Raw genomic sequence first — 21,704 nt, forward strand, 5'->3', positions numbered from 1 at the left:
ACCGGTACAATACAAGAACAAGCGAAAGGAGACGGCCATGAGAGCGAGAACTGCAGCCAACACACTGGCACTGGTAATGGGGAGCGTAACATCGGCCCTGGCGGCATCGGGAGCGCGGGAAGACAACAGCGGCGTGTTCGTCTGGATCTTCCTCGGGTTCTGCGCCCTGATCATCGTGGCCCAGATGGTACCGGCAGTTCTCACCATGCTCGGCATCGTCAAAGGGGTGAAGGAGAGCTTCGGGGAAAGGGCCGAGGTGAAGAGCCGCTAGAAAGCCCGGCAATCCGCCTGCCGCAGAATTAATGGGGCCGTCATCCTTGAAGGGGTGACGGCCTCTGTTTGTATGGTGGTTCGCGTCAGCCGAGAGTAAAGAAGAACGTTGCCCCATTTCCCGGGGTGGCCTCGGCCCAGATTCTCCCGCCGTGCCGTTCGATGATCCGCTGCACGGTAGGAAGGCCCGTGCCGCTCCCCTCGAACTCGGACTCGCAATGGAGGCGGCAGAAAGGCTCGAAGAGCTTGCCGGCAAATGCCATGTCGAACCCCACACCGTTGTCCCTTACAAAATAGACCGCTTCCCCGGGCTGTATTATTTCCCCGAACTCGACTGCCGCTTCCGGATTCCTGGCGCTGTATTTCACTGCATTCTCCAGAAGGTGCCGAATGCAGGTTTCAAGCATCCGGTGATCACCCTGCACCACCACGTCCGGGGCAATGGTAACCTTGATCGTGCGTTCATGTTCCCGCAGCTCGTCAAGTATCTGGCCGCAAAGCTGAGAGAGATCCACCGGCACCATCTCCATCTCGGTGCTCCCCAGGCGATAGATAACCAGCAGGCTGTCAATGACGTCTCTCAACTTCCGGCTTGCCACCCCGAGCCTTTCCGCCAGATATAGCACCTCGTCAGAGCCGGCATCCCTGGCGGACTCGGCAATTGCCGTGCTGAAACCATCCAGCCGGGCAATCGGCGCCTGTATTTCGTGGGAGATGGAGTAGCAGAAGCTCTCCAACTCCCGGTTCAGGCGCTCCAGTTCCGCGGTGCGTTCGGCAACCCGTTGTTCAAGGGAGAGATTCAGGTCTTCAAGCTGCTTCTGCTTGATGGCCAGTGCCTCCCTGGCTTCCATGGCACGGGACCGTCCGCGTGCCAGAAGCCGGGTGATCGCCGTCAGGAGCAGGCTCAGCACGATCCCCGTGACGGCCACGTATCCTGCCTGGTTGCTCTTCAGGCGCTTTTCAAAGGGGGGTAGGGAGCGGAACGCCACGGTCCAGAGGCGGCCGGCTATTTCCATCCGTTTGATGGCGAGCAGCGGGGCCTCCATGACCCCGGCGAAGCGGATCTTGTCAGAGTCGTGCAAGAGTGTCTTTTCGGATATTTCCTCCCCGTCGTAGATCTCGATATCGATTTCGTTGGCGCGACCACCGAAAAGTCCGGCCATGAGGTCGTCCATGCGAAACGGCGAGTAAACCCACCCGATGATTGCCGAGCGGCGCGACTGCACGGAATCGAGGCGCTTGCCGTTGGCATAAATAGGGAGATAACTGAGAACCCCCGCCTGTTCCCGCTCCCCGGTCTCCTGCACAAGCCTCACCTTGCCGGACAGGGCAACTGTGCCGGTGTCGCGCGCTCGTACCATGGCGGCATGCCGCACCTGCTCGGAAAACATGTCGTAACCGAAGGCACGCAGATTGCGGCCCGAGAACGGCTCCAGGTAGATGATAGAGGTATGGATCTCCTGTTCCCTGTCCGGCCAGATGGCGTAATCGGGGAATCCTTCCTTCCTGACGGACTCGATATGTGACTGCAGTCGCGCTGCCGGTACGATCTGCGTAAAACCCACCCCCTGGATGCCGCGGTAGGACTCTTCCAGGCCGAGAGCCGTCACGTAGTCGCGAAACTCATGGCGTTCCACCGACTCGGAAGCGGTGAACAATCCCCGCGCCCCGCGCAGCACCTGTTCGTAGGCCTGCATGCGCTGTTTTATGAGGGTGAGATCTTCCTGCACGAGAAAATCGAAATTCGCCCGGAGATCCCGGGCAACGATCTGATGTTCACGCGTCCACAGTTTGTAGGTAAGGAGCAGACCGACCGTCAGAACCGCCAACGGCAGCCACTGGGCGAACCTTTGCAGATTCGGCACTTTCCCCGGCGACTTTGTTGCTAGGCTCTCTTTCGGCGCCATTAATTAATCCTCTGGTGGTAACCGCCCGGGGATTCGTTCCCCAAAGTATCCGGGAAAGGCGTTGGACGAAGCCGATGTCCGGATGGCAAGGGGTGTCGGTTGGTCAGCAGGCAAGTCTCGTTTCAAGTATAGATTGGCTCGACGCGGCTTCAAGCCAATTGGATGGAAATTCGGGAGCGGCACTGGCAATGTTTGGTTCGTATCCATACCGCTGTTTCGCTTTTTGACGTACAACGCGATTGTGGCCTTGATGGTCCATGTGCTCACTGTCATGAAAATCATTTGTATGGCAAGCAGTTGTCGAGTGCAGTAGTATTCAGTTTGCAATATAGTTGGTAATCGCTACCGTTATTTGACTGTGGCTCTCTGGCGACCGGTAGCAGTACCGTATCACCTCAGGAATCATGCGGATCAGTGACCAATGGTAAAACGAATCGTGCATTCCCTGTTCTCGTCCCGTGTCGGAATCGCATGTGCTGCGGCCGTCGTGGTGCTTGCGGTTTGCGCGAGCATGGTGCGGTTTCGACCCTACTGGCATTTCGAGGGGATCTACGTACTCAAGGGGGGAAATGGCCTGCTGGAGATCAAGGATGATCTGGTTCTCGGCGACGAGAACCGGCTTGTTCTGGCGCTGCCGGCGCAACCCCTTCTCCGTTTTCTCCGGGGCGACGTCAGCTATGCAACGGACGCGACGCGCCTGGAGCATGAATGGTACCGCTTCGATGGCAGTGGCCATGTGAAGGGACATTTCGCCGACGGAACCATTTTTCTCACCTGTCTGAGCCGTTATCTCGACAGCGACGGCAGGGAGACAAGGGGAGTTTTTGTCGGCGGAGAATTGCCGTATCATCTGAATCAGGCCGGTAACGAAACCCTCAACGATACCGGCGTCTCGTTCTATGACGGAAACCGCTGGTTTCACCTCTGGTGTAACGTTAATGAATCGATAAGCCCCTGGAGTAACCCGTCCTCGACCATTGCTCCGTCGTTGTGGCGGTTCCTTAATAGCAGGGTGGCAAAGCAGACGTCCGAGGAGCTTGTTATCACGAGCAGTCACGAAGTGGAACTGGACGGTCTGCCGTTCCGTATCGACCGGGCTGCCCGGTTCACGGCCGGAACCCGTTATTTCACGCTGGCGATCCGGATTACGAATGTCGGGCAGTATCCCGGCGGCTACTACTATGTCTACGGTGACGAGCCATGGGTGGGAAATTATGGGTCATCGATCGGCAATGTGGGGTGGGTGAAGGACCGCCTTGTCCCCTACGAGGAGACGATCAACCCCCAGGAGCACCACTGGGCCGGCTATTTCGATTACGGCAATGAAGCCGCGGGCGAAGAGCATAACTACAGTGGGATGGCCAACTTCATCGAGTGGAAGGGGAGCGTAACCCCTGACCTCGTCTATTTTTCCAACAAGATCGGCTCCTTTGCCCCGCCGGGGAGCCGCGTCCCCCTCAATCACCCCAACAACCGTGTCCTGTTCCTGCAATGGGGGCCACGTCTTCTGGCCCCCGGTCAATCAAACACAATCATTCTTTCCATCGGGATGGCCGACCGTGACCCCGTCTCCGGGTTTCCGGTCAAACCGGATACCACCCTTGATCCGGCTCTCCTGGAGTCGTTCCTTTCCCCACAGTAGTAACTCCGCTGTTACCCCCAATGAGCCTGTATTAGCCGGGTGGCAAACTGCTGTGTATCCGCTCAATCCCGTACGGAGAAGCGGCTTGCGGTGAGAGACTCTGCCGGCTCCATTCTGATGCCGTGGTCCGGGTTGGCCGCGGCATGGAGCAGCGTCCTGAAGACCGTTTCCGCCGCGTCGGGGCGCCCGAGCGCCGCGGCAATCTCGTCGGCCGTGAGAGAGGAGCCAGTCCCGCGCAGGTGGGTGATGATGTCGGTCTGGAGCGCCAGCACCGTCCCGGCCGCCTTCTTTCCCGCCTCGACGCCGGGCTGGTGGTAGGCGTTGATGTTCACCAGCGAGGCGTAGAGCCCCACCGCCCGCTCGAAGAGGGCGATGAGCATGCCGACGGTGCGGGGTGATACTTCGGGGATGGTGATGGTGAGGGATTCCCGACCCTTTTCGCCGAGGGCCGTGCGGGTTCCCTGGAGAAAGCCGGCCAGGTAGTCGCCGCTCGTCACCCCCGGTTCCACCGGCAGGGACGCACCGCGCCGGTCCCGGAGCACTTCGATGAAGGTGACGAAGAAGTTGTTCACCCCCTCGCGAAGTTGCTGCACGTAGGCGTGCTGGTCCGTGGACCCCTTGTTGCCGTAAACCGAAATCCCCTGGCAGACCACATTCCCCTCCCGGTCCAACTCCTTGCCGATGGATTCCATGATGAGCTGCTGCAGATAGCGGGAGAAGAGAAGGAGGCGGTCCTTGTAGGGGAGGACCACCATGTCGCGGGAACCGTTCCCGCCGGTGGCGTGGTGCCACATGAGGGCCAGGAGCGCCGCCGGGTTGCGGGCCGTGTCAGGGCGGCGGGTGAGTTGGTCGCAGAGCCGGGCACCTTCCAGCATGCCGGCGATGTCGAGCCCCTGGAGGGCAGCGGGAAGGAGCCCCACGGCCGAGGTTACAGAAGTGCGACCCCCGACCCAGTCCCACATGGGAAAGCGGGCAAGCCAGCCGGCACTGGTGGCGGTCCGGTCCAGCTCGCTCCCTTCGCCGGTGACCGCCACGGCGTACCGGGGGAAGTGGAGTCCCGCCCGGCGGTAGGCGATTTCGGCCTCCAGCATGCCGTTGCGGGTCTCCTTGGTGCCGCCGCTCTTGGAGATGACCACCGTGAGGGTCCCGGCAAGGTCCGGCCCGATCTGGGCCAGGACCCGGTCCATGCCGTCGGGGTCGGTGTTGTCGAAGAAGTGGGGGGTGAGCGGGTTGTCCGCGTCCCCCAGGGCGTCGGCCACGAACTGGGGCCCCAGGGCCGATCCGCCGATCCCCACCACGAGGAGTTTCCGGAAGGGGCGTCCGTCCGGTGCCGCGATGCTCCCGCCGTGGACGGCGGCGGCGAATTCCCTGATCTGCTGCACGGTCTCGCCAATCTCCGCGGCGATTTCATCGGTGGGGGAGAGGTCCGGGGATCGCAGCCAGTAGTGTCCCACCATCCGCCCCTCGTCGGGGTTGGCGATGGCGCCTCCCTCAAGCTCCCCCATCTCGGCGAACGCCTTCTGGATGGCCGGCTCCATGGACGCCAGGAATCCGTCCGCGAAGTTCATCCTGCTGATGTCCAGCATGAGCCCCGACTCAGGATCGTGGAAAAGGTGGGATTGGTAACGGTTCCAGAGGAGGGTGTTGTCCATGGTGGTCTCCTTTTCTTGTTAGCTCAACGCACCGGTGCAGCTTGATCCCTCGCCGGCGGTGCAGCAGTAGCAGTGCTGGGCCAGGAAGAGTTCAGCCCCAGTTGTGGCCGCCTCTTCCAGATCGTCGATCTTGAGGATTTCGCCGCTGCCGCTGGTGATGGGAAGGCCGATGGCCTGGTTGAAGTCGCAGTTGTAGAGAAACCCCTTCCAGTCGACGCTCACCAGGGTCCGGCACATGATGTTGCGGGCCGCCTCGGGGTTGAAGCGGGTGGCGAGCATGGCGAGGTAGCGCTCGTAGGCCCCCTTTGCTTCCAGGTACTCGCGGAAACGGCCGATGGGGGCGTTGGCGATGGTGTAGAGGTTGTTGAAGCGAATGCCATAGCGTGTCAGGAGTTCGGTCTTGTAGGCCTCTTCCAGCTCCCGTTGGGAGCCGGGGATCAGGGGGCCGCTCGGATTGTAGACCAGATTGAGCTCCAGCGTGCCGCCATAGCCGAACCCGTTCAGGGTTCTCAGGGCCTCGATGCTCCGGGCAAAGACACCTGTGCCCCGTTGCCGTTCCACGTTCTCCTCCTGGTAGCAGGGGAGGGAGGCGATGATCACCAGTTCCTGATCCCGGTAGAATCCCGGCAGCCACTCCATGCCCGGCTCGGTCATGATGGTCAGGTTGCTCCGCACCATCCGGCGGGAAGAGTTGCCCCTGGTCTTCTCCACGAGGGCGCGGAAGTGGGGATTCATCTCCGGGCAGCCGCCGGTGATGTCAAGGGTGATGCCGGCGCGGCGGGTCAAAAGCCCCACGATCTTCTCCATCACCGCCGGTCCCATGATCCGGTCCCCGGCGGGGGATGCATTCACGTGGCAGTGGGCGCAGGTCTGGTTGCAGATGTTCCCCAGGTTCACCTGGAGGGTCTGGAGCCCCTCGAAGGTGACGTACATGGGGTCGATTTCGCGCAGCCGTTCCTTGAATACCGCAACCATTCATGCTCTCCGTGTGAACTTTCTGTAGATGACCGGGATCAGGGCAAAGAGCCCCAGCAGGGCAAAGGAGCCGAGCACCCGCGGTGAGGCGGCGTCGGCCGGATTCGAGATGGTGGCGAGGCTCGCCCCGGCGTTCACGTAGACGAAGCCGCCGGGAATGATGCCCACCAGGGTGCCGATGATAAAGGTGCGCAACGGCAGGCGGGTAAGCCCGGCCGCAAGGTTGATGAGGAAAAAGGGAAAGAGGGGGACGAGCCGCAGGAAGAGGAGATAGTTGAGCCCGGCCGTTTCCAGCTCCCGGTTTATGGTTGTGAGGCGATGGGCGAACTTCTCCTGGACCGTATCATGGAAAAGGTAGCGGGTTACGAGGAAGGCGAGGGTGGCGCCGAGAGTGGCGCCGATCACCGCGTAGACCGTGCCTTGCACTGCGCCGAAGATGGCGCCGGCCGCAAGGGAGAGGATCGCGGCACCGGGGAGGGAGAGGGCGGTCTGCACCACGTAGATGCCGATAAAGAGCGAAACCGCGGCGAGACGGTGCTGCTCCGAATAGGATACGAGAAGTTCCCGGTTCGCCTTGAGGGATTGAAGGGTCAGGTGCCTGTCGAGCCCCGACATGAAGAAAAGCGCCACGGCAAGCCCGATGACGGCGATTGCGACAAGCTTCGGTCTGGTCATGGAAAGGTTATAACTGCCACCCGATGCGGGTGTCGAGTATTTTCTCGACGAACGGGGGAAGCCGCGGCGGTCCCGGCAATCCGCGGGAAGACGTGTGAGTGCCATGGAAAGCCCCTTCCGGGTCTGGTTGCTGCCACCCCTAGTATAGCCGAGGCCGGCGTGCGGGTAAATCAACCGGGCGTTTAAAATCCGGTCAATCCGCCGTGGATGGCGGTTTGCGCGGGCAGAAAAGCTTTGACAAAACTGGCGTAATTCCCGTAGTATTGCCCAAATCTTAGCCTGAGGTCGTGTTAATGCATTCTGCTCTTGCCCTGGTCGGTGATGACCTGAAAAACGTCGAAGCACAGTTCAAGAAGGACCTCGAGTCGGATGTCTACCTGATCCGCAAAGTGGGGGAATACGTTCTCGCCAGCGGGGGAAAACGGATTCGGCCGACGCTTCTGCTCCTCGCCGCCAAGCTGTGCGGCTACACCGGCGACCGGCATGTGCCCCTGGCGAGCGTCATCGAATTCATCCATACCGCCACGCTTCTCCACGACGACGTGGTGGACAACGCGACCCTGCGTCGCGGCAACGCCTCGGCCAACGAGGTGTGGGGCAACGAGGCATCGGTCCTCGTGGGCGATTTCCTCTTCTCCAAATCGTTCTCCCTCATGGTTCAGGCCGGCGACCTGCGGGTCCTCAAGGTCATATCCGACGCCACCACCATCATTGCCGAGGGGGAAGTTCTCCAACTGCTCTGCACGAGCGATCTGGACATGACTCTGGAGCGCTACATCGAGGTGGTGAAGAGCAAGACCGCCGTTCTCCTTTCCGCCGCCTGCGAGGCGGGGGCCATCCTCGGGAAGGCCACGCCGGAGCAGGAACTGGCCCTGCGGGACTTCGGCATGGATCTGGGGATTGCCTTCCAGCTTATGGACGACACCCTCGACTACACGGCCAGCGAGGAGCAGTTCGGCAAGGAGATCGGCCATGACCTGGAAGAGGGGAAGATCACCCTCCCGCTCATCCACACCCTCCGCAAGTGCACCGACGAGGAGCGCGACACCATCGCCGCCGTCGTGGAGAAGGAGGTCATGGAGCCGGGTGACTTCGAGGCGGTATTCACCCTCGTCCACAAGTATGGCGGCATCCAGTACACCACCGAGGTGGCAGGCGAGTACATTGCCCGCTGCAAGGAGCACCTCCAGGCCTTCCCCGCCTCCACGGAGAAGCAGGCCGCGCTCGATCTGGCCGACTACGTGGTGAGCCGCAACCGTTAACGAACCCTCTGCCCCGGTCACACGGCGGCTCAGTCTGTCTGGTCTCTCTCCGCCGGTCCGGCGCCGGCCGGGCCTGACCGATTTCTCCCTTGCATTATTGCTGGCCATCCTCTACATAATCACACCATGACGCTGACAGGGCCCCTCCGCATCCTGTTTCTTGCCGCAGCAATCATCGGGATCAGCCTCTTTCACTACCTGACTCCGCTCCATCTTCCTGCGCTCCACGACATCTTCCAGCGGCTCTACTACCTGCCGATCATTCTGGCCGCCCTCTGGTTCGGTCTGAGGGGGGGGCTCGCCGCCTCCATCATCGTCAGCATCCTTTACGTTCCCCATGTCCTCTTTCAGTGGGGCGTGCATCCGTCGCTGGAGCTGGAGAAATTCCTGGAGATTCTCCTCTACAACGTAGTGGGGGGAGTTACCGGATTCCTCTGCCAGAAGGAGGGGGAGCGCCGCGAGGAACTGGAACGCGCGGCCCGGCGCCTCGAGGAATCGTACCGCGCGCTCCGGAGCCAGGCAGACCTTATTATCGGCATCGAGGAGCAACTGCGCCGAGCTGAACGGCTGTCGGCCCTCGGAGAGCTTTCGGCCATGCTGGCCCATGAGATCCGCAACCCCCTCGGCTCTATCCGGGGGACGGCGGAAATCCTTCGGGACGATTTCCAGCCGGGGCATCCGAAGCACGAGTTCCTGGAGATTCTCCTCAAGGAGACCGATCGGCTGAACCGGGTGGTCGAGGATTTTCTCCGGCTGTCACGTCCTGGTGACGGGGAGAGAAAGACCTGCGACCTGGCTGCCGAGCTGCGGGAGTTGGTGACTCTTCTCGGCAGCGATGCCGCGGCCCGGGGGGTGCGGATTGGCCTTGAGGCTGACGAGGTGCCGCCGGTCACCGGCGACCCGGAGAAACTGCGGCAGGCTTTTCTCAATTTGATGCTGAACGGCATCCAGGCCACCGGTGCGGGGGGGGCTGTTACGGTGAGGGTGAAGATGTTCCCGCGCAGCGGTGACGACCGCCCCCTTGTGGAGCTGGCGTTTGCCGACACCGGTGCGGGAATCCCGCGGGAGAGCCTCGAAAGGATATTCACGCCGTTCTTCACCACGAAGGAGGGGGGGACGGGACTCGGTCTCGCCATCACCCAACGGATCGTGGAGGGACACGGCGGGACCGTGACGGTGGAGAGCGAGCCGGGGCAGGGGACAACGTTCCTGGTGCGGCTTCCCCTGTAAGGAGTGACGGGTGGCAAATGGCGAGAAGAAAACCGTGCGGGTGCTGATCGTTGACGATGATGTGTCGCTGCGCCGGGTGCTCGAGTATAATCTCCAGGAGGAGGGGTACGAAGTGCTCACCGCCGGCAGCGGCGAGGAGGGGCTTCGCCTCTTCGAGGATGGCGCGCCGGCCCTCGTGGTGACCGACCTGAAGATGCCCGGCATGGGTGGATTTCAGCTCCTCAGGGAGGTGAAGGAGCGCTTCCCCGACACGGTCGTCATCGTCATCACCGCCTTCGGCGCGGTGGAAGCGGCGGTGGAGGCCATGAAGGCCGGGGCCTACGACTTCATTACCAAGCCTTTCAACCGGGAGGCATTGAAGCTGACGGTCCGCAAGGCCCTGGACATGCAGGGGCTTTCCCGGGAGAACCGGCGCCTTAGAGAGGAGCTTTCAGAACGGGAGGAGTTCCGCAGCATTATCGGCATCTCCCCTCCCATGGAGGAGGTCTTCCGTGTCATCGACCGGGTGGCCGATACCGACGCAACCGTTCTCATCACCGGTGAGTCGGGGACCGGCAAGGAACTGGTGGCCCGGGCCATTCACAACCGGAGCTCGCGGCGCGCCGCACCCTTCGTCGCCATCAACTGCGCCGCCATCCCCCGCGATCTCCTGGAGAGTGAGCTCTTCGGCCACGTGAAGGGGGCCTTCACCGGGGCAGTGCGGGACAAGGAAGGTAAGTTCCGGCAGGCCGAGGCGGGAACCCTTTTCCTCGACGAGGTGGGGGAGCTGCCGGTGGAGCTCCAGTCGAAACTTCTGCGCGCGCTTCAGGAAAAGGAAGTGCAGCCGGTCGGGGGGGCTCACACCATCAAGCTCGACGTGCGGGTGGTGGCAGCCACCAACGCCGACCTGGAGGAGGCCATCGCGGAAGGGCGCTTCCGGGAGGATCTCTTCTACCGCCTTTCGGTCATTCCTGTCCACCTTCCTCCCCTGAGGGAGCGGAAGGAGGATATCCCGCTGCTCGTGCGCCATTTTGCCGCCAAACACGGCGGGGCCTCCGTCACTTTTTCTCCCGAGATCCTGGCAGTCATGGCCGCCTATGGCTGGCCCGGCAACGTGCGGGAACTGGAGAACACCGTGGAGCGGATCCTCATCATGCGCAACGCCGACACGATCCACCCCGACGATCTTCCCGAGAAGGTGCGGCGCGGGCGCTCTCCCCAGAGGGAATGCCGGGTCATCAACCTCCCCGACGAGGGGTATTCCCTGGAGCAACTCGAACGGGAGATCGTCGTCGAGGCCCTGGAGCGCAACAACTGGAACCAGAGTTCGGCGGCGCGCTTTCTGCACATACCGCGTCATACCCTCATCTACCGCATGGAGAAATATTCCATCACAACGCCGGAGAGAAAAAAATGAGAAAGATTTTCCTGATTCTGCCGATCTTGTTCCTGTTGGCCCTTACGGGATGCTCAAAAGAGTCGAAGCCTCCCGTCGAGGGGAACCCTGCCCCCGATTTCACCCTGAACACCCTGAACGGCGAGGTGGTGAAGCTCTCCGATCTGAAAGGCCAGGTGGTGATCGTGAACTTCTGGGCCACCTGGTGCCCCCCCTGCCGCGAGGAGATTCCCTCCATTATGCGGCTCAACGCGGCCATGGCCGGGAAACCGTTCCGGATGCTCTGCGTCTCCATCGATGAGGGGGGGAAGGTGGCGGTGGAGGAGTTCTTCCGCAAGACCGGTTTCACTCTGCCGGTGCTTCTGGATGCCGACAAGCGGGTCGGCAAACTCTACGACACAACGGGTGTCCCCGAGACTTTTGTCATCGACCGCCATGGTGTTATACTCAAAAAGGTCGTCGGCGCCATGGAGTGGGACCACCCCGAGGTGATCGCCTTCCTGAACAACGTGATCGCACAAGCGAAATAAACTCACTTTCGCAGAGGTCTTCATGGATTCATCCCACGTTACTTTCTTAGGCGCGTTCATTGCGGGGTTCCTTTCGTTCCTCTCCCCCTGCGTGCTGCCGCTCATCCCCTCCTTTATCACCTACATCACGGGGCTTTCCTTCTCCGATCTCCAGGCGGAGCACCCGAGCCACAAGGTCCGGCAGCAGACCATCGTCCATACCCTCCTCTTCATTGCCGGATTCACCACTGTCTTCGTCCTGCTGGGGGCCTCGGCAACCTTTATCGGCGGGTTTCTCCACGAGCACATGGACATTATCCGGAAGGTTGGAGGAATACTGATCATCATCTTCGGCATCCATGTCACCGGTCTGGTCCCCATTCATCTGCTGCTGGGAGAGAAGCGGGTCACCGTCCACCGCAAACCGGCCGGCTATCTGGGGAGCTTCGTCGTGGGGCTTGCCTTTGCCGCCGGGTGGACTCCCTGCATCGGCCCCATCCTCGCCTCCATCCTCATGGTGGCCACCACGGAGGAGACGGTTTCCCGCGGCGTTCTTCTCCTCCTGACCTATTCCATGGGGCTTGCCATTCCCTTTTTCCTCTCGTCCCTGGCCATGCACCAGTTCCTCGTCGTTTTCAACCGCTTCAAGAAGCATATCCGGATTTTCGAGATTATTACCGGCGTCTTCCTGATCATCGTCGGGGTCATGATTTTCAGCAACTACCTGAGTATCCTGTCGCGGTTCAGCATGAAGTGGCTCGGGGGGGAGTGACATCATGGCGGGGACAGGCGCCTCAATCCAGTTGACCGTCGTGGATCTGGACGCCACCGAGGCGTTCTACGCGGGTATCCTGGAGCTTGATGTAATGAGGGCCCTGACCGCCCGCGGCGCCCCCGAGCACCTGATTCTGAAACATGACCGTTTGGAGATCATCTTCGTCCAGGAAGATGCGGTGGTGCGGGAGCATCCGGCCCTGGAGGAGCGTTTCGACGAGTTTCCCAAGGGGGTCGGCTTGACCATCCACGTGAAGGTGGATGACATCGTAGAGACCTATGAGGCCGTTGTGGAGGAGGAACTGGAAATTTTCTACCCGCTTGAGACCAAGCCGTACGGCATCAAGGAGTTCTGGTGCTTCGACCCCGACGGGTATCTCGTGGCTGTGGAGGAGGCCCGCCGCGGGAAGTAGCACCGAAACACGATACAAATGAAGAAAGGGGCGTGAATCTCACGCCCCTTTTCCGTCATCCCTCTTTTCGTTCTTCTTCCCGGAAGAACAGGTGTCTGCCATTCAGGTGGGAACCCCAAGCCTTGGCAGGATAATCTTGTTGAGGACAACCCAGAAAGCCAGAAAACCTCCCGCTATCAACAACTCGTCCATTGTTTTTTCCTCCTGCACGCATACTATCAAATATTCGGAAAAATATATATGTTTTCGTGGAGATTTTTTTGTATTCCCGGGACACCGTCCGTTGACGAGGGGATCATTTGACTTGCCTGAAATCAGGGCTATACATTGAATTGCACTGTTCATGCTGCTCCAGCAAGTCTGGATGGTAAAAGAGGGAGAAACCATGCCAAAACAGACCGGAAACGCAAGGAATCCCTTTGTCCTTCTCGCTCTCTTCATCCTGGTGTGCAGCGGCGGCTGCGCGACATACCCCATCAGCCACGATAACGCCGTACCGGTGGCGCGAGGGGCGCTGTTCGAGTACCCGTATTTTCACGATCAGGTAACGGGGATCGCGGTTTCCGGCCAAGGGAGGATTTTCGTGAATTTCCCCCGATGGGACAGGGATCCTCTCTATTCCGTGGCCGAGGTGCTCCCCGACGGGTCGCTCCGCCCCTATCCCGATCATGGCTGGAACCGGTGGGGGGCCGATGAAACGGCCCATCCGGAGGCGCACTTCATCTGCGTGCAGAGCGTTTTTGTTGATCACAGCGACTTTCTCTGGATTCTCGACCCCGCGTCCCCTGCCTTCAAAGGGGTGGTCCCGGGCGGAGCGAAGCTCGTGAAGGTCAACTTGAAGACCGACCTTGTGGAGCGGGTAATCCCCTTCGCCTCTGCGGCGGCACCCCATGAAAGCTACCTGAACGACGTGCGGATCGACCCTGAGGGCAACTTCGCCTTTATCACCGATTCGGGGTCAGGTGCCATCGTTGTGGTCGACCTGGAGAGTGGCAAGGCCCGAAGGCTCCTCTCCGGTCACCCTTCAACCAAGGCGGAGCCAGGTTACGTGCCCGTGATCGAAGGAAAGGAGTTGCGGAACGAAGATGGCACGGTGCCCAAGATCCACGCCGACGGAATCGCCCTCGACAGCCGGGGGGAGTACCTCTACTACCACGCTCTGGTTGGCCGTACCCTCTATCGCATCAGGACTTCCTTCCTGAAAGACCCGTCGCTGCCTGAGAAGGAGCTGGAGAGCCACGTGGAGCGGATAGCGGAAACGGGAGCCGCGGACGGGATGCTCATGGATGCCCAGGACAACCTCTACCTGACCGCCCTGGAAGAGAACGCCGTCAAGCTGTACCGGCCGTCGGAACCGACCCTGAATACCATTATGCAGGGTGGCTTGCACTGGCCGGACTCCCTGGCCATCTCTCCCGATAACTACCTCTACGTTACCGATTCACAGATAAACCTGGCGCCCCGCTTCAATCACGGAAAGGATCTGCAGATCATCCCCTACAAGTTTTTTAAGACGTGGCTTATGCCGTTTTCACATGATGGGTTGCTTCCCCCGTGATACGGGAGGTGTGGCAGTACCTTTGTGCCGGGGAAAATCATCAGGTATGTCTGAATGGGGTTGATGGGGCAGATCAATTTACCTAGTTGAGTTCAGTCCACTATCTTGTGCAGGAAACTGTCTTTCGTCCGGGCCTTGACATTGTACATGAGGGCGTCGGCCATTCCGAGTATTTCGCTCCACGAACAATTCGGCCAAACACAGGTCACCACCCCGATACTGAAGGTCACAGGCCATCCCGCGGCAGTCATGGCTGCGTTAAGGGACTCTCGCAGTTTTGCTACCACTATCGGAGCTTCGTCAGCGCCGGTCTCAGGCAGGGCAACGACAAACTCGTCGCCCCCTATCCGTGCCACCATGTCGGTGCTCCTAACATTGTTCTCCATAATCTCCACGACTTTCCGCAGAAGGCGGTCCCCTTCCCCGTGGCCGAACCGGTCGTTAACGGTCTTGAAGTTGTCCAGATCGAAAAAGGCAACACTAAAGGGTCGTCGGTTGCGCTTGGAGATGCGCAGTTCGTATTCGGCCAATTCGTCAAGACTACGCCGGTTGAGGGCCTGGGTTAAGGGATCGCGCATGGCCAACTCGTTGATTCTGTTAAAATTGTGACGTAGCATCTGGAACATGAAACCTAACAGGAAATAGAAAAAGAGATTCATGAAAAAATCCCATGTGAGGTGGGACGATGCGGCTTTATCGCGAACGTTTTCGAAGTTGATAGAGAAAACTAAGGCGCAGGTGAGAATGCTTGCGATAATTCCGGCGTTTCTGCCAACAAACCACGTAAATAGAAAGATGGGGATCACATAGAAGAGGGTGAAATTGAAATCGCCCGTCAGATAGTCGAGATAGCCAAGGCCGGCCAGTATGATGGTGCTGAACGCCAGGTGAAACGTTCTCGATCGCGCTTCAAGCCAGGAGTAAAATATGGGGTAGAGTCGAGATGGGGCAAGATGTTCCATATGAGGTAATAGTAGCAATAAACGAACCATCGTTCCATTGATACTGATGGGAATAAATCTCGTCTATTTCATGATTCTGCCATGAACATTAACCGTCGTGATTTTCTGAAACTAGCCGGTGCAGGGGGGCTTGCCCTCGCCCTGCCCGGCTGCGCGGGGAATCTGCCTCTACCAAAGGAGGTCTTTCCCGACTTCGGCGACTCTGGGCGCCCCTGGCTCGGCCTTGCCACGTCGCTTCGCGAGGAGCACGACTACGTGGCGCGCATCGAGGGGACGATTCCCTCCGCCCTCAGGGGGACTCTCTACCGCAACGGCCCGGCGCTTTTCGACCGAGGCGGGTTGCGCAAGCGGACTTTGCTGGACGGGGATGGAATGGTGCAGTCCTTCACAATCGGCGACGGCGGGGTCCGCTACCGCAACCGCTACGTCCGGACGGAGAAATTCGTGGCCGAAGAGGCCGCCGGCCGTTTTCTGTATCCCACGTGGAGCACCCAGAAGCCGGGAGGTTTCTGGGGCAATTTCTGGCAGGCGGGGTCGGTTCCGAACCAGGCGGGCATAACAGTTTTCTGGTGGCGCGGAAAACTCTACGCCTTCGACGAGGGGAACATTCCGTACGAGCTCGACCCGGAGTCCCTGGCCACCGCCGGTCCTTCGAATCTGGGGCTGACCCCCGGCACTGCCTTCTATTCGGCCCATCCCAAGCTTGATCCCCACACCGGGGAATGGCTCCACTTCGGGGTGAAGTACGGCCCGAGGCCACTCCTCCATCTCTCTGCCTTCGCAGCAGACGGAAGTCTGAAGCGACACCGGACGTTTCCTCTCCCCCGCTATGTGTACATGCATGACTGGATCGTCTCCGGCCGGTACCTTATCCTCTCCCTTCACCCTGTCGAAATCGAATTCTGGGGATTTCTCCTGGGATTTCGAAGCCTTTTTGCCTCGCTTCGCTGGCGGCCGGAATGGGGGAACCTGCTGATGATCGTCGAACGGGAAGGGGAGGGGAAGCCGCGCCTGGTGGAGACCGAGGCGTGTTACATGTGGCATTCCTTCAACGCCTATGAGGAGGGAGGCGAAACCGTTGCCGACTTCATCGGCTACCGCAATCCGGACCACTTCGTGGGGGATGATCCGGTCATCTCCGCCGTCATGGAAGGGCGCCGGGGACACTACGAATTTCCCGGAGAGATCATGCGGTACCGGATCGACCCCGTCCGTTGCATGGTTCGTCGGGAGACCCTGAACCCGGGAAGCTGCGAGTGGCCACGCATCGACGAACGCCTCCGCTGCCGTCGCCATCGCTTTGGTTACGCGGTGAAGTGCCTTCCCGGCGAGTTCTTCTGGTCCATTGTCATGCGCGTCGATTTCCTGAGCGGAACCACCGCCGAATATTCTTTCGGACGGGGGAAATACTGCACCGAAGCGGTCTTCGTGCCTAAACCGGGAACATCTGGGGACGCAAGCCAATCCGCCGGAGAGGGGTGGCTCCTGACGGAGGTCTACGACAGCCATACCCGAAAAAGCTTTCTTGCCATCTTGGACGCGGAAAGGGTTGCCGACGGCCCCCTTGCCATTGCCCATCTTACCCATCACGTTCCTTTCAGCTACCATGGTTGGTGGCATCTTTCACCCGTTTAATCATCAGGGGATATTAAAGGAGTTCGCGACGGTTCCGGAATTTACATGCAGAAAGAGATTGACAGAATGCGTGTCCGTGTCCTATATTGAAAATCACTTTCAGCTCGGAGCGGAAATGAAACGGGTGAAACAGAAAATATTCCAGGACTATATTGCCAGGCAGGGTCTCAAGTCGACCCGCCAGCGCGACATCATCCTCGACGCCTTTCTTTCCTCCGACCGGCACCTGAGCATCGAGGAACTGTACCTTAAGCTCAGGGCCAAGCATCCCAACATCGGCTACGCCACGGTCTATCGCACCCTGAAGCTCTTCGCCGAGTCGGGAATCGCCCGGGAGATCCACTTCGGCGACGGCCAGACCCGCTACGAGCACGTCTCGGAGGGGGAGCACCACGACCACCTGGTATGCACGGGATGCGGCACCATCATCGAGTTTGAGAACGAGAGCATCGAAAAGCTCCAGGATGAGGTGGCGGCGGCCCACAACTTTCTCATCAAGCACCACAAGCTGGAACTCTACGGCCTCTGCGCGAAATGCCGTTCGTAGTCCGTTCGTACGCGACGGAAAATTTCTGTCGTGTCTTTTTTTGCTCGCATGATTGAAAGTGAATATCAACAGCATAATTTCATGAAGGAGTGACCATAGATGGGAATATTCAAGCGCAAGCCTTCCTGCCACGACAGCGCTAACGCATCGACCGCGGGAGGGAAGAGAGTGGCACTGGTGGGGAACCCCAACGTGGGGAAGAGTGTTCTCTTCAATGCCCTTACGGGCGCCTACGTGGCGGTTTCCAACTATCCCGGGACGTCGGTGGAGGTATCCCGCGGCTCCACCACCATCGAGGGGGAGCAGTACGAGATCATCGATACTCCCGGCATGTACTCCATCCTTCCCATAACCGAAGAGGAGCGAGTTGCGCGGGAGATCCTCCTGGGTGAGCGGCCCGACGTGGTGCTTCATGTCCTCGATGCGCGGAACCTGGAGCGGATGCTGGCCATGACCATACAGCTCGTGGAGGCGGGGCTCCCGGTGGTTCTGGTGGTGAACATCATGGACGAAGCCGAGCGGATGGGGCTCTCCATCGATATTCCGCTCCTGCAGGAGAAGCTGGGGATTCCGGTCATCGGTGCCGCCACGGCCAAGAAACGGGGGCTTCCCGAGATTCGTGAGGCCATCGCCTCCTACGACGCCGGCCGCCACGCGACGTTCGGGTACAGCCGTCGCATGGAGGGGGATATCGCCGCTATTGCCGAACTTTTGCACGGTGACTACACCCTGTCGAAGAAGTCCCTGGCGCTCCTGCTCCTCCAGCGGGATGAGGAGATCGCCAGGCTCGTGGCGGAACAGGAAGGCGCGCAGGCGCCGCTCATCGCCGAGCAGGTGAAGGAGAAGATCTTCGAGCGGCGGGAGTCGTTCCACCTTGATCTCTCCCTCGAACGGAAGGGTATCGTGAAGGGACTCCTGGCGGGGGTCACCGCATTTCCGGACAAACGGCGCATCACCTTCGGGGAGCGGCTCTCCTCCTGGGCGGTCCACCCGATTACCGGCGTTCCGCTCCTGTTTGTGACTCTCTATTATGGACTCTATCAGTTCGTCGGCGTTTTCGGCGCCGGCACCCTGGTGGATTTTCTCGAAGGGACCCTCTTTGAGGAATATTTCAACCCGTGGATAACCGGGGTCGTCAAGGGTATCTTGCCGTGGGAAATCCTCCAGGAGCTGTTCGTGGGAGAGTACGGCGTCATCACCCTGGGGCTGCGGTACGCCGTGGGGATCATCCTTCCCATCGTCGCCACCTTCTTCCTCTTTTTCTCAATCCTTGAGGACAGCGGCTACTTTCCGCGGCTCGCCCTGCTGGTGGACCGGCTCTTCAAGAAGATCGGCCTTACGGGACGGGCGGTGATCCCCATGGTCCTCGGCTTCGGCTGCGACACCATGGCCACCATGGTCACCCGGACCCTGGAAACGGTGCGGGAGCGGATCATCGCCACGGTGCTCCTGGCCTTGGCCATCCCCTGCTCGGCCCAGTTGGGGGTCATCATGGCGCTCCTTTCCAAGACGCCGGGAGCCCTGGCGGTCTGGGGAGTCTGCCTCCTGGTCATCTTCCTGGTGATCGGGCTCCTGTCGGCCCGGATCATGCCGGGCGAGACCCCCATGTTCTACATGGAGCTTCCCCCCATGCGGCTCCCCCAGTTCTCCAACGTCATGACCAAGACCTACACCCGGATGCAGTGGTATTTCATGGAGATCCTCCCGCTCTTCATCTTCGCGTCGGTGATGCTGTGGCTCGGCAAGGTCACCCATTTTTTCGAGAAGCTCGTGGCGTGGATGGAGCCGGCCATGGCGACCATCGGGCTTCCGAAAGAGGCGGCGGTCGCTTTCATCTTTGGCTTCTTCCGGCGCGACTACGGCGCGGCCGGCCTCTATGACCTCCAGACCAAGGGGCTCATGGATGGCCGGCAACTGGTGGTGGCGGCCGTGACCCTCACCCTCTTCGTCCCGTGCGTGGCCCAGTTCCTGATGATGAAGAAAGAGCGCGGCACAAAGGTTGCCACCATCCTGGCGGTCTTCATCTCGGTGGTGGCCTTTGGGAGCGGCTACCTGCTGAACAAACTCCTCCTGGTGACGGGGATCCTATGATTCGCTGCGGCTTCTGCGGTCATGAGTTCCCGGAGGAAGAGGGGATCAGGGGATGCGGGCGGTGCGGGAAAACCTGCCGGTCCGTGCGCTGTCCGAAGTGTTTCTACGAGAACCCCCCCGAGCCGAAAGTGCTCAAGGCATTGAAGGGCATTCTGAAAAAAGATGGGAAAACGCGATAGAATCAAACTGTCACCATGTGTGCATCGATAAAGGAGAGACCATGAAACTGTCCGAAAAAGCGGAAGAGATCCTCGAAGCCCTCTGGGTAGCCTGCGAGGAGGAGGGGAAGCCCCACCTCGACACGGAGACAATTACGGTCGCGCCCGACGACCCCGCTTACAAAGAACTGTCTTCCCTGGCCTTTATCGAGGTGCGGGACGGCCGCGTCTACCTGCGTCCCGAGGGGAAAGACGAGGGGAAGCGGACGGTGCGGCGCCACCGGCTCGCCGAGCGCCTCATGATGGATGTGTTCAACATCCGCGGCGACAGCGCCGAGGCCAAGGCGTGCGAGTTCGAGCACCTGCTCCACGAGGAGGTGGACGCCAAGGTCTGCACCATGCTCAACCACCCGCTCACATGCCCCCACGGCAAGCCCATTCCACCCGGTGACTGCTGCGACACGGCCAGGAAAAGCGGCGATCTCGGCGTCGTCCCCCTGACAGAGCTCAAGGCAGGGGAGGAGGGGGACATCGCCTACATCCTCACCGAGGACGACACCAAGATGCGCAAGCTCATGGCCATGGGGGTCCTGCCGGGAAACCGGATCAACCTCATGCAGACCTTCCCGTCGTACATCTTCCGGATCGGTTACTCCGAATTCGCCATTGACACCGCCCTGGCCCGGGAGATTCACGTGCGGAAGTAATTCTCCCTTGCCACATTTTCCACCATTGGTTCCCGGGAAGGGGCGGAGCGAGAGCTCCGCCCCTTCCCGATACTGCGCCGACATCGGCGCGTTTTTTGCTTCGATACAGTCAGTCTCGCTGGCCTTCCCGTGGAGATCGAAGAATTGCTGCGGATTTTCGAGAAGTGTGCCGATGTTGTCAGGTTCAGGTTTTTTTATCCTTTGTGTCGAATAACCGCCTCGCCGGCGTAAATTGTTCTTTTTTGTTGTCGCAGGGTGTTACGGATGTTTAAATCGTAATACTCGTGGGCGATGTTTCAGGGTTGGAGGATTATCTCATGCATATGGCGGATGCACTCATTTCCCCCGCGGTGGGCGCCGCGCTCTGGACGGTCACGGCCGGGACCATCGCCGGCTGCGCACGGAAGGTGCGCCAGGATCTCGACGAACGGAAAGTGCCGCTCATGGGGGTTCTGGGGGCCTTTGTTTTTGCCGCCCAGATGATAACCTTTACCATTCCGGGGACCGGCTCCAGCGGTCACCTGGGGGGCGGGCTCCTGCTGGCGGTGCTCCTCGGGCCCCATGCAGCGTTTCTCACCATCGCCTCGGTTCTCGTGGTGCAGGCCCTGTTCTTTGCCGACGGGGGGCTCCTGGCCCTTGGATGCAACATCGTCAACCTGGGTATCTTCCCCGCCTTCATCGCCTATCCCCTTGTCTACCGGGTCATTGCCCCTTCCGGCTCCGGGCAGGGGCGAATTACCACCGCATCGGTTGCGGCGGCGGTTCTGGGGCTTCAGTTCGGCGCTTTTTCAGTGGTGTTGGAAACGGTAGCTTCGGGAATCTCGGCGCTCCCCTTTTCTTCTTTCGTGCTCCTGATGCAGCCGATACACCTGGCAATCGGCATTGTGGAGGGGCTCGTCACAGCAGCAGTGGTCGGTTTTGTGGCCAAGGCCCATCCGGAAATCATCGGGGCGACGCGCCGGACCGTGACCGGTGGCCTCGGGTTCAGACAGGTAGTAGTTTCGCTTCTCGCTGTGGCTGCGCTCACCGGCGGTGTCGTTTCCTTGTACGCATCAAAGAACCCTGATGGCCTTGAGTGGGCGATTGCGGGTGTCACCGGCAAGGGGGAGCTGGCGGCTCCAAGTGATGGGGTCCACGGCACTCTGGCCGCACTCCAGAAAAAAATTGCATTTCTCCCCGAGTACTCTTTTGCCAAGCCCGCTGCATATGGGGCCAGGGAACCGGCGGCCCAGTGCGGTGCCCCGTCAGAGGGTGAGGAGAGGCTCGGCACGTCGGTCGCCGGGATCGTCGGCGGAGGCCTGACCCTGGCGGTGGCCTTCCTCGTCGGCTTCTTGCTCCGTCGTCGCGTCGCATCGTGATTCC

At 60.4% G+C, this 21,704-nt stretch carries 20 protein-coding genes; 15 read left to right on the plus strand and 5 right to left on the minus strand.

What is annotated here, in order from left to right:
• The first annotated feature begins 37 nt into the window (after positions 1–37).
• A complete protein-coding gene (locus KJB29_RS15505; RefSeq protein WP_215735312.1) occupies positions 38–271 on the plus strand; it encodes a hypothetical protein in 234 nt (77 codons plus the stop codon).
• Between the two features lie 85 nt (positions 272–356).
• On the opposite strand, the gene KJB29_RS15510 is transcribed toward KJB29_RS15505, so the two are convergent.
• The gene (locus tag KJB29_RS15510) at positions 357–2,177 is read right to left on the minus strand and encodes a CHASE domain-containing protein (protein WP_215735313.1); all 1,821 of its coding nucleotides are present in this window, start codon (positions 2,175–2,177) and stop codon (positions 357–359) included.
• 421 nt (positions 2,178–2,598) lie between these two features.
• Between KJB29_RS15510 and KJB29_RS15515 the strand changes: the two genes are divergently transcribed.
• A complete protein-coding gene (locus KJB29_RS15515; protein ID WP_215735314.1) occupies positions 2,599–3,819 on the plus strand; it encodes a hypothetical protein in 1,221 nt (406 codons plus the stop codon).
• 62 nt (positions 3,820–3,881) lie between these two features.
• Here the strand turns inward: KJB29_RS15515 and KJB29_RS15520 are convergent, their stop codons facing one another.
• From KJB29_RS15520 to KJB29_RS15530, 3 genes are read right to left on the minus strand one after another with little or no spacing between them, the layout of a single operon-like run.
• A complete protein-coding gene (locus KJB29_RS15520) occupies positions 3,882–5,471 on the minus strand; it encodes a glucose-6-phosphate isomerase (RefSeq protein ID WP_215735315.1) in 1,590 nt (529 codons plus the stop codon).
• An 18-nt stretch (positions 5,472–5,489) separates the two neighbouring features.
• Positions 5,490–6,446: an arsenosugar biosynthesis radical SAM (seleno)protein ArsS gene (arsS, locus tag KJB29_RS15525; RefSeq protein WP_215735316.1), complete on the minus strand. Its 957-nt coding sequence runs from the start codon at positions 6,444–6,446 to the stop codon at positions 5,490–5,492.
• Entirely contained in the window at positions 6,447–7,121 is a 675-nt protein-coding gene (locus KJB29_RS15530; RefSeq protein WP_215735347.1) for a TVP38/TMEM64 family protein, read from the minus strand.
• Positions 7,122–7,414: 293 nt separating this feature from the next.
• Here KJB29_RS15530 and KJB29_RS15535 point away from each other — a divergent pair, with 293 nt between their 5' ends.
• The 7 genes from KJB29_RS15535 (at position 7,415) to KJB29_RS15565 (ending at position 14,242) form a co-directional block, all read left to right on the plus strand.
• On the plus strand, positions 7,415–8,383 hold the full coding sequence (locus KJB29_RS15535) for a polyprenyl synthetase family protein (RefSeq protein ID WP_215735317.1): 969 nt from the start codon (positions 7,415–7,417) through the stop codon (positions 8,381–8,383).
• Between the two features lie 126 nt (positions 8,384–8,509).
• Positions 8,510–9,613 (plus strand): two-component system sensor histidine kinase NtrB, encoded by a 1,104-nt coding sequence (locus KJB29_RS15540; protein WP_215735318.1) that lies wholly within the window; start codon positions 8,510–8,512, stop codon positions 9,611–9,613.
• Between the two features lie 10 nt (positions 9,614–9,623).
• Complete coding sequence (locus KJB29_RS15545; protein WP_215735319.1) at positions 9,624–11,009, plus strand: sigma-54-dependent transcriptional regulator; 1,386 nt, start codon at positions 9,624–9,626, stop codon at positions 11,007–11,009.
• Positions 11,006–11,518, plus strand: a complete 513-nt coding sequence (locus KJB29_RS15550) for a TlpA disulfide reductase family protein (protein ID WP_215735320.1) — start codon at positions 11,006–11,008, stop codon at positions 11,516–11,518. Before KJB29_RS15545 ends, KJB29_RS15550 begins: the two co-directional genes overlap by 4 nt.
• A 22-nt stretch (positions 11,519–11,540) precedes the next feature.
• The gene (locus tag KJB29_RS15555) at positions 11,541–12,269 is read left to right on the plus strand and encodes a cytochrome c biogenesis CcdA family protein (protein ID WP_004512449.1); all 729 of its coding nucleotides are present in this window, start codon (positions 11,541–11,543) and stop codon (positions 12,267–12,269) included.
• A gap of 4 nt (positions 12,270–12,273) precedes the next feature.
• Entirely contained in the window at positions 12,274–12,684 is a 411-nt protein-coding gene (locus tag KJB29_RS15560; protein ID WP_215735321.1) for a VOC family protein, read from the plus strand.
• Between the two features lie 385 nt (positions 12,685–13,069).
• Positions 13,070–14,242, plus strand: a complete 1,173-nt coding sequence (locus tag KJB29_RS15565) for an L-dopachrome tautomerase-related protein (RefSeq protein ID WP_215735322.1) — start codon at positions 13,070–13,072, stop codon at positions 14,240–14,242.
• 92 nt (positions 14,243–14,334) lie between these two features.
• On the opposite strand, the gene KJB29_RS15570 is transcribed toward KJB29_RS15565, so the two are convergent.
• A complete protein-coding gene (locus KJB29_RS15570; RefSeq protein WP_215735323.1) occupies positions 14,335–15,204 on the minus strand; it encodes a GGDEF domain-containing protein in 870 nt (289 codons plus the stop codon).
• A gap of 81 nt (positions 15,205–15,285) precedes the next feature.
• On the opposite strand from KJB29_RS15570, the gene KJB29_RS15575 reads away from it, so the two are divergent.
• The 6 genes from KJB29_RS15575 to KJB29_RS15595 all read left to right on the plus strand — a co-directional run bounded on the left by KJB29_RS15575 (position 15,286) and on the right by KJB29_RS15595 (position 21,700).
• The gene (locus KJB29_RS15575; RefSeq protein ID WP_215735324.1) at positions 15,286–16,839 is read left to right on the plus strand and encodes a carotenoid oxygenase family protein; all 1,554 of its coding nucleotides are present in this window, start codon (positions 15,286–15,288) and stop codon (positions 16,837–16,839) included.
• A 115-nt stretch (positions 16,840–16,954) separates the two neighbouring features.
• Positions 16,955–17,386 carry a Fur family transcriptional regulator gene (locus KJB29_RS15580; RefSeq protein ID WP_004512455.1) on the plus strand — a complete coding sequence of 144 codons (432 nt, stop codon included), beginning with the start codon at positions 16,955–16,957 and terminating at the stop codon, positions 17,384–17,386.
• A gap of 99 nt (positions 17,387–17,485) precedes the next feature.
• Complete coding sequence (gene feoB / locus KJB29_RS15585; RefSeq protein WP_215735325.1) at positions 17,486–19,477, plus strand: ferrous iron transport protein B; 1,992 nt, start codon at positions 17,486–17,488, stop codon at positions 19,475–19,477.
• Positions 19,474–19,656, plus strand: a complete 183-nt coding sequence (locus KJB29_RS19435) for a hypothetical protein (protein ID WP_004512457.1) — start codon at positions 19,474–19,476, stop codon at positions 19,654–19,656. Before feoB ends, KJB29_RS19435 begins: the two co-directional genes overlap by 4 nt.
• A gap of 41 nt (positions 19,657–19,697) precedes the next feature.
• A complete protein-coding gene (locus tag KJB29_RS15590) occupies positions 19,698–20,342 on the plus strand; it encodes a metal-dependent transcriptional regulator (protein ID WP_215735326.1) in 645 nt (214 codons plus the stop codon).
• Positions 20,343–20,659: 317 nt separating this feature from the next.
• On the plus strand, positions 20,660–21,700 hold the full coding sequence (locus KJB29_RS15595) for an energy-coupling factor ABC transporter permease (protein WP_215735327.1): 1,041 nt from the start codon (positions 20,660–20,662) through the stop codon (positions 21,698–21,700).
• Positions 21,701–21,704 lie beyond the last annotated feature (4 nt).

The sequence above is a fragment of the Geobacter grbiciae genome, from assembly GCF_018531165.1.
GTDB classification, from domain to species: domain Bacteria; phylum Desulfobacterota; class Desulfuromonadia; order Geobacterales; family Geobacteraceae; genus Geobacter; species Geobacter metallireducens.